General features: G+C 62.3%; 13 protein-coding genes. 8 read left to right on the top strand and 5 right to left on the bottom strand.

Annotated elements, in window-relative coordinates:
* The first annotated feature begins 4 nt into the window (after positions 1-4).
* The 5 genes from Q0L30_RS17765 to Q0L30_RS17745 all read left to right on the top strand — a co-directional run bounded on the left by Q0L30_RS17765 (position 5) and on the right by Q0L30_RS17745 (position 5,921).
* Positions 5-889 carry a shikimate dehydrogenase gene (locus Q0L30_RS17765; protein ID WP_296659122.1) on the top strand — a complete coding sequence of 295 codons (885 nt, stop codon included), beginning with the start codon at positions 5-7 and terminating at the stop codon, positions 887-889.
* A 78-nt stretch (positions 890-967) separates the two neighbouring features.
* A complete protein-coding gene (locus tag Q0L30_RS17760) occupies positions 968-2,401 on the top strand; it encodes an MFS transporter (RefSeq protein ID WP_296659119.1) in 1,434 nt (477 codons plus the stop codon).
* Positions 2,402-2,697: 296 nt separating this feature from the next.
* On the top strand, positions 2,698-3,873 hold the full coding sequence (locus Q0L30_RS17755) for a porin (protein WP_296659115.1): 1,176 nt from the start codon (positions 2,698-2,700) through the stop codon (positions 3,871-3,873).
* 120 nt (positions 3,874-3,993) lie between these two features.
* Positions 3,994-4,791 carry a TIM barrel protein gene (locus Q0L30_RS17750; protein ID WP_296659113.1) on the top strand — a complete coding sequence of 266 codons (798 nt, stop codon included), beginning with the start codon at positions 3,994-3,996 and terminating at the stop codon, positions 4,789-4,791.
* Positions 4,792-4,937: 146 nt separating this feature from the next.
* Positions 4,938-5,921 carry a sugar kinase gene (locus Q0L30_RS17745; RefSeq protein ID WP_296659109.1) on the top strand — a complete coding sequence of 328 codons (984 nt, stop codon included), beginning with the start codon at positions 4,938-4,940 and terminating at the stop codon, positions 5,919-5,921.
* A gap of 80 nt (positions 5,922-6,001) precedes the next feature.
* Here Q0L30_RS17745 and Q0L30_RS17740 read toward each other — a convergent pair whose 3' ends face one another.
* The 5 genes from Q0L30_RS17740 to Q0L30_RS17720 form a co-directional block, all read right to left on the bottom strand.
* Positions 6,002-7,342, bottom strand: a complete 1,341-nt coding sequence (locus Q0L30_RS17740) for a cytochrome c (RefSeq protein ID WP_296659107.1) — start codon at positions 7,340-7,342, stop codon at positions 6,002-6,004.
* Positions 7,339-9,111 carry a GMC family oxidoreductase gene (locus Q0L30_RS17735; protein ID WP_296659103.1) on the bottom strand — a complete coding sequence of 591 codons (1,773 nt, stop codon included), beginning with the start codon at positions 9,109-9,111 and terminating at the stop codon, positions 7,339-7,341. The genes Q0L30_RS17740 and Q0L30_RS17735 overlap by 4 nt, the downstream gene beginning before the upstream one ends.
* Before the next feature lie 5 nt (positions 9,112-9,116).
* Positions 9,117-9,842 carry a gluconate 2-dehydrogenase subunit 3 family protein gene (locus tag Q0L30_RS17730; protein ID WP_296659101.1) on the bottom strand — a complete coding sequence of 242 codons (726 nt, stop codon included), beginning with the start codon at positions 9,840-9,842 and terminating at the stop codon, positions 9,117-9,119.
* 62 nt (positions 9,843-9,904) lie between these two features.
* Entirely contained in the window at positions 9,905-10,120 is a 216-nt protein-coding gene (locus tag Q0L30_RS17725; protein WP_296659098.1) for a copper chaperone, read from the bottom strand.
* 457 nt (positions 10,121-10,577) lie between these two features.
* Positions 10,578-10,841 carry a XapX domain-containing protein gene (locus Q0L30_RS17720; RefSeq protein ID WP_296659096.1) on the bottom strand — a complete coding sequence of 88 codons (264 nt, stop codon included), beginning with the start codon at positions 10,839-10,841 and terminating at the stop codon, positions 10,578-10,580.
* Positions 10,842-11,123: 282 nt separating this feature from the next.
* Between Q0L30_RS17720 and Q0L30_RS17715 the strand changes: the two genes are divergently transcribed.
* From Q0L30_RS17715 to Q0L30_RS17705, 3 genes are all read left to right on the top strand, one after another.
* Positions 11,124-11,810, top strand: coding sequence for a hydrolase (locus Q0L30_RS17715; protein ID WP_296659093.1), 687 nt, complete (start codon positions 11,124-11,126; stop codon positions 11,808-11,810).
* A gap of 375 nt (positions 11,811-12,185) precedes the next feature.
* Positions 12,186-12,353 (top strand): DUF1427 family protein, encoded by a 168-nt coding sequence (locus tag Q0L30_RS17710; RefSeq protein WP_296659091.1) that lies wholly within the window; start codon positions 12,186-12,188, stop codon positions 12,351-12,353.
* A gap of 28 nt (positions 12,354-12,381) precedes the next feature.
* Positions 12,382-12,731, top strand: a 350-nt coding sequence (locus Q0L30_RS17705; protein WP_296659089.1) for an amidohydrolase family protein, incomplete at its 3' end; no start/stop codon positions are given.

Raw genomic sequence — 12,731 nt, 5'->3', positions numbered from 1 at the left:
CATCATGCCTCATTCGATTCCCACACTGTGCGGCTCGCTCGCGGGCCAGCCGTTTACGTTCAACGTGAAGGTGCATAACGCGGCCTATCGTGCGCTTGACGTCGACTATACGTTCGTGAGCTTTGGCGTGGACGATGCCGCGCGTGCCGTTCAGGCGATACGCACGCTCGGCATACGCGGCATGAATGTGACGATGCCGCACAAGCAAGCGGTTATCGCTCACCTCGACGCGCTCGATGAGACCGCGCGCGAAATCGGCGCAGTCAATACGATCGACAACCGCGACGGCTATCTCACGGGCTACAACACGGACTGCGCGGGCGCCGTGCGCGCGCTCGAAGAGATGACACCGCTTGCGGGGCAACGTATCGCGCTGCTCGGCGCGGGCGGTGCTGCGCGCGCGATCGCATGGGGCGCGAAACGAGCGGGGGCCACGGTGACCGTATTCAACCGGACGGCGTCCCGCGGCGAGGTGCTCGCCCGCGACTTCGGCATTGCATTCGGCGGCGGCCTTGCGGACTTCGAACCGGGCGATTTCGACGGCGTAGTCAACGCGACGGCCGCAGGTTTTCGCGCGCCCGACATCAATCCATTGGCGGCGCGGCAGCTTCAATCCCATCTGTTCGTGATGGACGCGACGTTCCTGCCGGTGCGCACGAAACTGATTCGCGATGCGTCTGCCATCGGGTGCCGCGTCGTCGACGGAACGCGAATGTTGCTGCATCAGTTCTGCGGACAGATCGAGTTGTACACCGGCAAGCCGGCACCGCTCGACGTCATGAGCGCCGCCCTGCTCGACGAGATAGCGCGAGTCGAAGCGCACGAAGCGTCAAGCGCGCGAGAAGCGAAGCAGAAAGAGGGGAGACAACCAGAACCTCACGCCAGATGAGGGCTGGGCAACACCGTGGACGACGATCCGCACGGGCAGCATCGCGCGGTTTCGCTCTGGAGATCTGAAGGAGACAAAATGAAGCATCAGCACACTATTGCGGTCGAATCGGCGGTCGAGTCGGTGGTCGAACCGGCCGTCAGCGCGCGCCTGGCGACAGCCAGGGAAAGCGCCAACCCCGGCGGCGTGACGACAGCCGATCTTTATCGGGCTGCGTGGGCCGCCTCGCTTGGCAGTGCGCTCGAGTACTACGACTTCGCACTGTACAACCTGGCTTCCGCATTGATATTTGGCCGGTTGTTCTTTCCGTCGAGCGATCCCGCGATTGGTTTGATCGCAAGCTTTGGCGCGTACTTTCTCGGCTTTGCGGTGCGGCCTGTCGGCGGAGTGATATTCGGCGCGCTCGGCGACCGTTACGGACGCAAATTCGTGCTGATGGCAACGATCCTGCTGATGGGCATCGCCAGTACGATGATTGGCGTTCTGCCCACCTACGCGAGCGCAGGCATATGGGCGCCGATCCTGCTCATCGGCTGCCGTCTGTTGCAGGGGCTCGGCGCCGGTGCGGAGCAGGCGGGCGCAGCCGTATTGATGGCGGAATACGCGCCTGCAAAGCGTCGCGGCTACTTCGCCGCACTGCCGTTCATGGGCGTGCTGCTTGGAACCGTGATGGCGGCGGCGATCTACTTCGCGCTGGTGCGCGTCGAAGACCTTTCGCAATCCTGGCTGTGGCGCATTCCGTTCCTGTTGAGCGCGGTCATCATTGCGATTGCGGTCTGGATCCGCTTGCGGCTCAAGGAATCGCCGTCGTTTTCGAAGCTCGAGGCCCGGCACCAGGTGAAGGACAGCCCGCTTACGCATCTGATGCGACACTCCAAGCCGATGGTGCTGAAGGTGATCGGGCTGCGCATGGCTGAAAATGGCGGCTCGTCGATTTACCAGTCGCTTGCAATCAGCTATATCGCCACTGCCACCGGCCTGCACGGACAGATCGGTGCCGTGGCGCTGCTGCTGGCCGGTTTGTCGGGTGCGATCATCATTCCATTGGCGGGCATCCTGAGCGACCGCTTCGGGCGTGTGCCCGTCTATCGTGCCTTTGCGCTCTACCAACTACTTCTCGCGTTTCCAACCTGGTGGGTGCTGAGCCTCGGCAATGCAGTCGCGAGCATCACGATGCTGTGTGTCACGCTCGCCGGTGTCTGGGGCATGTTCGCCACGCAGGGCGCGTTGCTTCCCGAACTCTTCGGTGCACAGCATCGCTATGCCGGCGTGGCCGTTGGACGCGAATTGTCGGCCGTCGTCGCAGGCGGTGTGGCGCCGCTCATCGGCGCGTCGATCATCGCGTGGGCGACCAACCATTGGGGTGGAAAGGACGGTACGATTCTTTCGTGGATTCCGCTTGCGGCGTACGTCGCGATTCTGAGCCTGATCGGTGTGGTCACGACTTTCTACCTGCCGGAAACGCGGGGACGCGATCTCGACGATCTCCACGACGCTGCCCCCCGTCCATGAGTGACAGATACGCTGGCCGCCAGGCCGGAGTTCAACACCCAATCGTATAGCGCTGCGGCCCGAGCTTCGCGCCGCGAAGACCTTCCCTGTCTATTTCGTGATTTTTTCCTTCTGGCTCGGAAGGTCAGGACGGTGTGGTCAACGGTAGCAGTCCTCAGTTTCTATGCTCATGGCCGCATCGGCGTGCGCTAACTGGAGATGCGCTCGGGTTCGTGGCGAAACGATTGAATAAAAAGTCAGTGCAAGCCGGCTGGCGACGAAAAACCAAATAAATTAAAAGATCTGGAGATTGCGCAATGAAGAAGATTCTCGCACTTGCAACGTTTGGCATGGCGGTTCCGTATGCATACGCGCAAGGCAGCGTGACGCTGTACGGCATCCTCGACGAAGGCGTCATGTATTTGAGCAATAGCGGCGGGGCGACGGGGGGAAAGAAAATCTCTCTTGATTCGACCAATGGAATTAATGGCAGCCGTTGGGGATTCAAAGGCTCCGAGGACCTGGGGGGCGGGCTTCAGGCCATCTTCACCCTGGAGGGCGGACTCAATCTCAACAACGGCCAGTCGGCACAAGGCGGAACTTTCCTCGGGCGGCAAGCCTTTGTCGGGTTGAGCAGCAGCAAGCTCGGAAGCGTGACGCTTGGACGGCAGTACGATTCGATCGCGTATTTCCTGCAGCCCCTGACGTCGCAAGGTTCGCAGGCCGGTTCGGCGCCATTTTTGCATCCGGGCGATCTCGACAATACGGGCAACTCTCTGCGGGTGAATAACTCGGTGCGCTTCATGAGCCAGAACTACGGCGGATTCACGTTCGGCGGCGAATACAGCGTTGGCGGCGTAGCAGGCAACACAACCGCAAATAGTGGTTATTCGGCGGGCGCGGCCTATTCGGCTGGTGCATTCAGCGTTGGCGCCGCCTATGCATACTTCAAGAATCCGACTTCGGCGACGGCCGGTTCAGGCTTCTTCACGGGCAATGCGAACGGTAGCTCGCAACTGGCTTTCTCACTCAACAAGGGATACGTGAGCGCCGCGGCTTATCAGGTCATCGGTGCCGGCGTTGGTTACACGATCGGCTCTCTTTCACTCGCGACCTCGTACACGAACATCCAGTATGGAAATCTGGGCGCGGGTTTTTCAGGCGCGACGGCCAGGTTTAACAACGTGGACGTCACGGCGAAATATATGGTGACACCGGCGTTTGCACTGATGGCCGCCTACGATTACCTGAACGGGACTGGCGTGACGAAAACCAACGGGGAGACGGTTGGCAACCAGCACTACAACCAGGTGAGCGTCATGGGCGACTACCTTTTCTCGAAACGCACGGACGTGTATCTGGAAGGCGCATGGCAGCGTGCTTCCGGAATCTCGTCGACAGGCGCGACTGCGGTTGCGAATATAGGAAATCTTGGCGATTCGACCAACAATCACCAGTTCGTCGTTCGTGCAGCCTTGCGCCACCGGTTTTAAGAAGGTTGAGGGGCGAATACGCGCAGGCGTTTTTTCGGCACCGGTATGGAAGCGGTTCCAACGGTGCTGTTCCAACGGTTCGGCCGTGCAGGAACAGGGCAGGTAACAGGAAAGAAGACGATGGCGGAAGTAGCGATAGTGGCAAGCGCGTTTGGCGCCGGAGCGATCCGGCGTGACGGGCATGCAGCGTGGATCGGTGCGACGAAAGAGGCAGGCGCCTGCGCATTCGAGGTGCGGTGCGAGTTGATGGACGCCGCCGATACGCGGCCCGAGGCGCTACGCGCGCTCGGCATCGCGCTGGTACGCGAGGGCCTGTGGCCCGTGTGGTCGACGCCAGACGCGCTGTACGGCGAAGACGGCGCACTCGACGAAGCTGCGCTGCGCTCCGCCGTTGCCTGCGGCCAGGCGCTCGGCGCGCGCTTCGTCAAGCTGCAACTGGGCGGCTTTGCCGGGAACGCGCACGCCGCACGGCTCGCGGCCGTGCTCGAAGAACTGAGCGAGGCGGGCGCGCAGGTCGGCGCGATGCCACCGATGCCGCGCGTGGTCGTCGAAAACGGCCAGGTCGAGCAGGGCGGCAAGCTCATGCAATTCACCGGCCTCTTTCGCGCACTACGCGACGCTGGATGCGACAGGCTGATCGGTATGACCTTCGACATCGGCAACTGGCACTGGACCGGCGAACCGCCGCTGATGGCCGCCGTCGCGCTCGCGCCGTACGTCGAATACATCCACTGCAAGGCAGTGGATGGCGCGGGTGCTCGCCGCTTCGCCTGCGCTCCCGCCGCCGACGATGCGCTGTGCCGCGCCGCATTCGCGCGCTTGCCACCGGACGTGCTGCGTGGCATCGAGTTTCCTTTCGACGCGGCGTGCGTGACCGAGGATGCCGCGCGCTACGTGGCGTGGCTCGGCACAGCATGACTGCGTGACTTCCGCGATTCCCGTGACACGACGGCCGCACTGGCCGTTGTGACGGAGCGCGATCTGTTAGCGCGTGCGCCGGAGCAGCACGGCGGGAAACGCCAGCGACTACGCCACTCAAATACGATTTATCAGGAATGCTTCCCATGACGCACCCACTCGATGTCATCACCTATGGCGAGGCCATGGCGATGTTCGTGGCCCTCGACACCGGACCGCTCGCCGACGTCGCGCATTTCACGAAACGTGCCGCAGGCGCGGAGCTCAACGTGGCGACGGGCCTTGCCCGCCTCGGCTTCAAGGTGGGCTGGATAAGCCGTGTGGGCGCCGATTCGTTCGGCCGGTTCGTGCGCGGCGTGCTCGCGCAAGAGGGCATCGATGCGCACGGCGTGCAAACCGATATGCGCTATCCCACGGGCTTCCAGCTCAAGTCGAAGAACGATGACGGCAGGGACCCCACCGTCGAATACTTTCGCCGCGGCTCGGCGGCGAGCCATCTTTCGGTCGACGACTTCAACCGCGACTACGTGCTCGGCGCACGGCACCTGCATCTGAGCGGCGTGGGGCCCGCGATCTCGGCAAGCTCGCGCGAGCTCGCGTTCATGCTCGCCCGCGAAATGCGCGAGGCGGGGCGCACGATCTCCTTCGATCCGAATCTGCGCCCGAAGCTGTGGGACTCCGAAGCCGGGATGGTCGAAACGCTCAATGAGCTCGCACGTTTCGCCGACTGGATACTGCCCGGCGTGAACGAGGGCCGCATTCTCACGCGCTCCGATGACCCCGCAACGATTGCGTCCTTCTATCTCGGGCGCGGCGCGCGCGGCGTGATCGTCAAGCTCGGCGCAGAGGGCGCGTACTTCGCGACGAAAGAAGGCGAGTGCGGCCACGTGAAGGCCTATCCGGTGGAGAACGTCGTCGATACGGTCGGCGCGGGCGACGGCTTCGCGGTGGGCGTGGTGAGTGCGCTGCTCGAAGGACGCACGCTGCGTGACGCCGTGGCGCGCGGCAACCGCATCGGCGCGCTCGCCGTGCAGGTGATCGGCGATTCTGAAGGGCTGCCCACGCGCGCGCAACTCGATGCACTCGACGCATTCGACGCGCACGACGCCGCGAGCGATGCCGCCGCATAAGCGGAGAACGGAAAGCCGCCCGCCGTGCCTCCCGGAATCACAACCGTCCGGAAGATGAAGAAGAGCGCGATTCTTGTCAGTCAGCGGCCCGCCGCCGTCGTCGCCCAACTCGCGCCGGGCGGCGGCGCCGGTGCGCGCGCGGGAACGTTCTTGCGTACCGCCGCGACCTGTTGTGCCGTGACAGGGGCACTCCTGTTGCCCCAGCTATTACGCACGAAGGTCGATACGTCCGCGACCTCCTGGTCAGACAGGCGCCAGCCGAACGGCGGCATCGTGAACGTGGAAGGCGCCGTATGCGTGCCGGCAAGCGTGCTGCCGTCGAGCACCACGTGAATCAGCGAGGTGGGATCGGCACCCTCAACGATGGCGTTGCCGCCGAGCGCCGGGAACACGCGCGTATAGCCGCGCCCGTCGCTGCGGTGGCAGGCCATGCAGTTGTCGCGATAGACAGCGGCGCCGGTCGCTCCGGCGTCGCCGTTGCGTAGCGCGGTTGCGATTTTCGCGTCGTAGACGTAGGGCGTTTCACCCTGCGCTTTCGGCGGCAGCGTTTTCAGATAGCGTGCAATCGCGTCGAGGTCGCTGTCGCTCATGTACTGCGTGCTGTGCACGACCACGTCGCCCATTCCGCCGAATACGGCTGTGCGCGCATTGCGCCCGGTTCTCATGAATTGCACGATGTCCTCGGTCTTCCATGTGCCGAGACCCGTGCGCGCCTCGCCGCGCAGGCTCGTCGGCACCCAGCCGTCGATTGGCGCTCCGCCCGCCAGGTAGTCGAGGCCGTCCGCATCGCTCAAGGCGCGCTCCTGCATCGTCGCCGCTCGCGGCGTGTGGCACGCGCCGCAGTGGCCAAGGCCCTGCACGAGGTACGCGCCGCGCGCGAGCGCAGGGTCCGGATACGACGCGTTCGAGAACGGTTTCGGCGCGGGTGCGAACATCCAGCGCCACAACGACAGCGGCCAGCGCATCTGCAGCGGCCAGACGGCGTCGACTGCGCGGTTCTTCTGCTGCACCGGCGCGACGCCGTGCATGAAGTACGCGTAGAGCGCTTTTACGTCGTCGTCCGTCAAGTTTGCATACGACGGGTACGGCATCGCGGGATAGAGCGTGTCGCCATTCTTGCGTACGCCTGCACGCACTGCGCGGCCGAACTCGTCGAGCGTCCACGCGCCGATGCCGGTGTCGGCGTCGGGCGTGATGTTCGTCGAGTAGATCGCGCCAATCGGCGTGTCAAACGTCAGCCCGCCCGCGAACGGCTTGCCGTCCTTCGCGGTGTGGCAGGCGATGCAGTCGCCCGCGCGCGAGAGGTACTCGCCACGCTGAACGAGCGCCGCGTCAACCGGCGCCGTTGCGGCGACTGCCGTGCTGGTGACGCAGGCTGCCGTCAGGGCAGGCAGGATCAGTTTGCCGAGAATCTTGTTCATGCGCTCACCAGCGGGCCCGGGTTTTTCAGGTACTGCGCGCGGATGGCCTTCGCCGACCAGTAGGCCAGCGCCGCGACCATGCCGGTCGGGTTGTAGCCCGTGCCTTGCGGAAACGCGGACGCGCCCATCACGAAGACGTTGTGCACGTCCCAGCATTGCAGATAGCGGTTCAGCGCGCTCGTCTTCGGGTCGAGGCCCATGATCGCGCCGCCGACCAGATGCGTCGTCTGATAGACGCGGGAATCGAAATGCGCTCCGAACTGGCGTGTCGATACGCTGATCGCTTTCGGACCCATCGCCTCGGCGATCTTCTTCATTTGTGCGGTGACGTACTGCGCCATCCGGATGTCGTTGTCCTTCCAGTCGAAGGTCATGCGCAGCAGCGGCTGGCCGTATACGTCGCGGTAAGTCGGGTCGAGATCGAGGTAGACGTCGCGGTACGCCATGTTCGATGCATGGGCATCCATCGAGATCGTATGCGCGTACGCTTCCTTGACCGCCTTCTTCCATGCGCTGCCCCACGCGGGTGTGCCAGGCGGCGTGGCGATGCCGCCAAGCGGCTTGACACCCGACTGGTTGACCCAGAGCGGGGAGCCGCCGACGAAGCCGAGCGGGCCGTGGTCGAAGTTGTCCGAATTGAAATCGTCCACCGCGACCCCGTTGCCGCCTGCGCCGACGAACGGGTTCGTCCAGGTATTTCCGTCGAAGAATGCCTTGATGGTCGACAGGTTCTGATACGCGAAATTGCGCCCGACGACGCCTTCCCCCGACACCGGGTCATACGGTTTGCCGATGCCCGAGAGCAGCAGCAGGCGAACGTTTTGATACTGGAACGCGGCGACGATCACGAGGTCCGCTGGCTGGAACACTTCGTGCCCCGACGGATCGACGTAGGCGACGCCGGTCGCATGTTTTTTCGTGTCGTCGAGTTCGATGCGCAGCACGTGGCATTTCGAGCGCAGTTCGAAGTGGGGTTCCTGCTTCAGCGCGGGCAGGATGTTCAGGTTCGGCGACGCCTTCGAATACATGTAGCACGCGTATCCGCTGCAGTAGCCGCAGAAGTTGCACGGCCCCATCTGCACCCCGTAAGGGTTCGTGTACGGTCCGGACGTGTTCGCGGACGGCATCCGGTACGGGTGCAGACCGAGCGATTTCGCCGCATCGTAAAAGCGCTGCGCCGAGTACGTGTTCAGTTGGGCCTGTAGCGGGAAGTGATTGCTGCGGTTCGCCTCGAACACGTTGCCGTCGCCGACGATCTTTCCGCCGACCCGATAGGCCTGGCCCGAGGTGCCGAACACTTTCTCCGCGAAGTCGAAATGGGGTTCCAGTTCCTCGTAGCTCACGCCGTGGTCCTGGATCGTCATGCCCGCGGGGATGAACTGCTTGCCGTAACGCTCTTCGTAGTGGCTGCGCAGCCGCAGTTCTTCCGGCATGATCCGGAAGTGCACGCCGGACCAGTGCAGCCCGGCGCCGCCCGTACCTTCTCCGGGCAGGAACGCGGCCAGCTGGCGATATGGCAGCGCGGTGTCGTTGATGCCGTGGCGGATCGACACCGTCGTTTTCGACAGGTCGAGAAAGAGCTTCTTGCGGATGTTGTACGTGAGTTCGTCGATCGTGTTGGGGTATGCGCCGTCCGGATAGGTGTCGCGGTATTCGCCGCGCTCCAGCGCCACGACCTTCAAACCTGCCTCGGTGAGTTCCTTTGCGAGGATCGCACCGGTCCATCCAAACCCGACGATCACGGCATCGACATGCGGTTTTTTTTCCATGATGCTCAGGCGCGCTCCCCGTTGATGGAAACCGGGCCATACGGGTAGGCCTGGCCGTTCTGGTTCACGAAGTCCATGAAATCGGCGCGCGCGCCGGGAAAGCCGATCATCTTCCACGCGCCCATGCCACGGTTGCCGCCGTGCACCGGGTCGCAGAAATAGCCTTCGCGCGTGTTTTGAAGCAACTGGCCGAAAAATGCAGCGGCCGGCACGTCGCCGAGGTCGGCCTCACCCGATTCCAGCGAGGCGAGCACCGTGTCGCGCGTGACGGTATTGAGTGCGGCGAACGGTTCGCCGTGCGCCTTGGCGCAATAGCGATCGACGGCGGCGATACCGAGCCGGTAGATGTCACGCGGTACGAGCTTCAGTTGATAGCCGAGTTCAGGGGCCCCCTGCTGAAACGGGCCTTGCATGTACCAGGTCGCGCCGTGCGCGTAGGGCGTGTCCATCTGCCGGTCGATGAACTCGGGCACGCCGAGTTCCAGCGCGCCGGGACCTTCGTCGTCGTGCGGAATCAGGCGATCCACGGCTGCGTTGATGAAGCGCCATTCCTTCGTGTCGAAGAACTTCGGCTTGTATGGCGTAGCCGCCACGGCGGCCGGTGCGCCCGACGGCGACGCTTCGGACGACATGGATGAGTGCGGCTCGCAAGCCGCGAGCGAGGCGACCGGCACGATGGCCACGGAGGAGCGAAGGAAACGGCGCCGGCTGACGTCAGGTTGATCGGACATGGAGCGTGTCCTCCTGTTGTGATCGGGGGAGCAGGAGCATTCGGCGCCGGTCGCGGCGCACTTCAGTCGTTGACGATTTTCGCGTTGAGGTCCTCGTCGGCAAACGCGATGAGGAATTCCTCCGGCATCAGCCACGATTCGACGACGACGTTTCGGCTGGGGAGATCGACGGACACGTTCGAGTCCGGGTCCACCCGTTTCAGTGCGTGCTCGATTCGTGCGACATCGCTTTGCACGATGTCGTTATGCAGCCGGAATTTGAGTTTTTCGGTTTCCATGGGGACCAGGTGCCGGTATTGGATGTGCGGGATGACTTCGATAAGGAGAGCAGTTCGATTGTTTCAGCGCGGTTGCCAATCGGCAGAGACGCTGTCGTGAGTTCAACAGATCAAACCGCGTCGACCGTTGCCTGGAGTTTAACCATGGACACAGAGACGTGCTACGAAGCTTGCCGGACGAGTACCCTTGGGCGGCACCTGAATGTGTGCCAAGCGTATAGGCTTTGCCAGCTTGTTGGAAGAGGGTCACATGCCGAAACCAGGGCGGTTTCTGGAATTTCATCTATTCAAAAAAATTCAGTATCGATCTGCCATGCAGACACGGAGATTGAACTGACCCCACGAAGTCGGACCGTTAAGGTCTGGCGGGTACTGAAGGCTCCAGTCCTATGCGGCACGGGAATCAGACATCTAGCTGGCGCCTGATGCCACCGGCGATGGTGCATCAGGATTGTCGCTAGTCTTTTGCGGATGCATCCGGCAGCTTGGCGCCCGGCAGAGAACCGAACATGTGCTGACTGCATTTCGCTTCGCGCCACGCTGCCTTCAGCCTGATACCGGACATCATCCGGCGCGCAACCGGAAGGATTTGCTCGCCGGCCAGCATGCCGAGCAGGCCGGCCAGCGCAACGGTGGGCGGAGCAGGGGAATTAACGCCGATCACATGGTAGACCACACCGGCCAGCATGCCGGCGAGCAGCGAAGAGACATAAAGTTTCATGATGCGGGTTCCATTAACGGGCGACCGGTGACAGACAGAACACTGTGAAAGTTTGGGAAGCGTATCGGGTTTGATGGAACAAGAAAAGGGTGAAAATACCGTTTAAACGTGCAAATTCAGGAATCGCTTGAATTCCATTTGTTCGATGTTCTTTTTTTGAATTTACGTGTTAAATGGCTACGGCTGGAGGACGCAATTCCCGGCGTATTACTCACTCGACTCATTCCGGTTAATCCGGAATGGCGATATACCCTTATCTGCGGATCAAAGGAAACATACGTCATGAGCAATCCGAAGCTTGAAGTACTCACTCCGCAAAACAGCCAGCTGATCATCATCGATCAGCAGCCGCAGATGGCCTTTGGCGTGCAGTCTATCGACCGGCAAACGCTGAAAAACAACGTCGTCGCGCTGGCCAAGGCAGCCAGGGCATTTGATATTCCCACCACGATCACGACCGTCGAGACGGAGAGTTTCTCCGGGTTCACCTATCCCGAAGTGCTTGACGTATTCCCGGGCCAGAAACTGCTTGAGCGTACGTCGATGAACTCGTGGGACGACCAGAAGGTACGCGACGCGCTTGCTGCTAACGGACGCAAGAAGGTGGTCGTGTCGGGCCTCTGGACGGAGGTCTGCAATAACACGTTTGCCCTGTGCGCAATGCTGGAGGGCGGCTACGAGATCTACATGGTGGCCGATGCGTCTGGCGGTACATCGAAAGAAGCGCACGACTATGCGATGCAGCGCATGATCCAGGCGGGGGTCGTGCCCGTCACCTGGCAGCAGGTCATGCTTGAATGGCAGCGCGACTGGGCACGCAGGGAGACCTACGATGCGGTCATGGCAATCGCGAAGGAGCACTCCGGCTCATATGGCATGGGAATCGACTATGCCTACACGATGGTCCACAAAGCCCCGCAGCGCGCCGCCACGTCGCACGAAGCGCTGCCCGCCGTGCCGGCGATCTGATTGCGCTCACGACAATTTCCGAGGCGGATTTGTCGAAGCCGATTCGGCGTTTTCCTGGCGAAGGCGTTGCGTCGGCTGAAACTGCCTGCCGTTTCGTGACGGACACCTGGAAATTGTGCGAGGAGCGCCGGCCAGACGCAGTGCAAGGCATTCGCTTGTGATGCCGCCACACGTATTCCGGCAGCGCACGCTACTCCAGGTCGCGATTTCCGGTTGAGAAGATTGGCACGTTGACAACATCACCAGCGCATGGCTGGTCATTTTGCCAATAACGTAGCATTGCGAAATTAAATAAATACAGATTGAATCAAAATACTGGTTGCGCGAGCAGAGATGCAAAGACCCGCTTTCCAGCTTCCCAGAGGGAATGATCGTATGGAATCGTATCTGGTATCGCTCGGTGCGGGCGTGCTGATTGGCGTGATCTACAGCGCCTTGAAGGTTCGCTCGCCCGCGCCGCCACTGATTGCCCTCATCGGCCTGCTCGGCATGTTGATCGGCGCGCAGGCTATTCCGAGTCTCAAGCCGTTGTTCGGTCTTTAAACGAAATGAGCGAAGCGAGGACACTCCCATGAATACAACCGGCATCCAACCCGATCTCATTCTGCATAACGGACGGTTCACCACCCTGGACCGCTCGAATCCGGGTGCCACTGCGGTGGCGATTGCCGATGGCCGCTTCGTCGCGGTCGGCAGCGATGCCGATATCGTGCCGCTTGCGGGCGGCGCGACGAAGCGCATCGATCTCGGCGGCCGGTCTGTTTTACCAGGCCTGATCGACAATCACCTGCATTTGATCCGTGGCGGCCTGAACTACAACATGGAACTGCGGTGGGATGGCGTGCGCTCGCTCGCCGTCGCCATGGAAATGCTCAAGCAGCAGGTCGCGATCACGCCCGCACCGCAATGGGTGCGCGTGGT

Origin of the sequence: Paraburkholderia sp. (assembly GCF_024281035.1) — a bacterium.
In the GTDB taxonomy this organism is placed as follows: domain Bacteria; phylum Pseudomonadota; class Gammaproteobacteria; order Burkholderiales; family Burkholderiaceae; genus Paraburkholderia.
This window is presented reverse-complemented; position numbering and strand designations above follow the sequence as displayed.

Excerpts from the sequence above, each read along its gene's own strand:
- Q0L30_RS17765 (WP_296659122.1), top strand. The coding sequence starts at position 5 with ATGCCTCATTCGATTCCCACACTGTGCGGCTCGCTCGCGGGCCAGCCG.
- Q0L30_RS17760 (WP_296659119.1), top strand. The coding sequence starts at position 968 with ATGAAGCATCAGCACACTATTGCGGTCGAATCGGCGGTCGAGTCGGTG.
- Q0L30_RS17755 (WP_296659115.1), top strand. The coding sequence starts at position 2,698 with ATGAAGAAGATTCTCGCACTTGCAACGTTTGGCATGGCGGTTCCGTAT.
- Q0L30_RS17750 (WP_296659113.1), top strand. The coding sequence starts at position 3,994 with ATGGCGGAAGTAGCGATAGTGGCAAGCGCGTTTGGCGCCGGAGCGATC.
- Q0L30_RS17745 (WP_296659109.1), top strand. The coding sequence starts at position 4,938 with ATGACGCACCCACTCGATGTCATCACCTATGGCGAGGCCATGGCGATG.
- Q0L30_RS17740 (WP_296659107.1), bottom strand. The coding sequence starts at position 7,342 with ATGAACAAGATTCTCGGCAAACTGATCCTGCCTGCCCTGACGGCAGCC.
- Q0L30_RS17735 (WP_296659103.1), bottom strand. The coding sequence starts at position 9,111 with ATGGAAAAAAAACCGCATGTCGATGCCGTGATCGTCGGGTTTGGATGG.
- Q0L30_RS17730 (WP_296659101.1), bottom strand. The coding sequence starts at position 9,842 with ATGTCCGATCAACCTGACGTCAGCCGGCGCCGTTTCCTTCGCTCCTCC.
- Q0L30_RS17725 (WP_296659098.1), bottom strand. The coding sequence starts at position 10,120 with ATGGAAACCGAAAAACTCAAATTCCGGCTGCATAACGACATCGTGCAA.
- Q0L30_RS17720 (WP_296659096.1), bottom strand. The coding sequence starts at position 10,841 with ATGAAACTTTATGTCTCTTCGCTGCTCGCCGGCATGCTGGCCGGTGTG.
- Q0L30_RS17715 (WP_296659093.1), top strand. The coding sequence starts at position 11,124 with ATGAGCAATCCGAAGCTTGAAGTACTCACTCCGCAAAACAGCCAGCTG.
- Q0L30_RS17710 (WP_296659091.1), top strand. The coding sequence starts at position 12,186 with ATGGAATCGTATCTGGTATCGCTCGGTGCGGGCGTGCTGATTGGCGTG.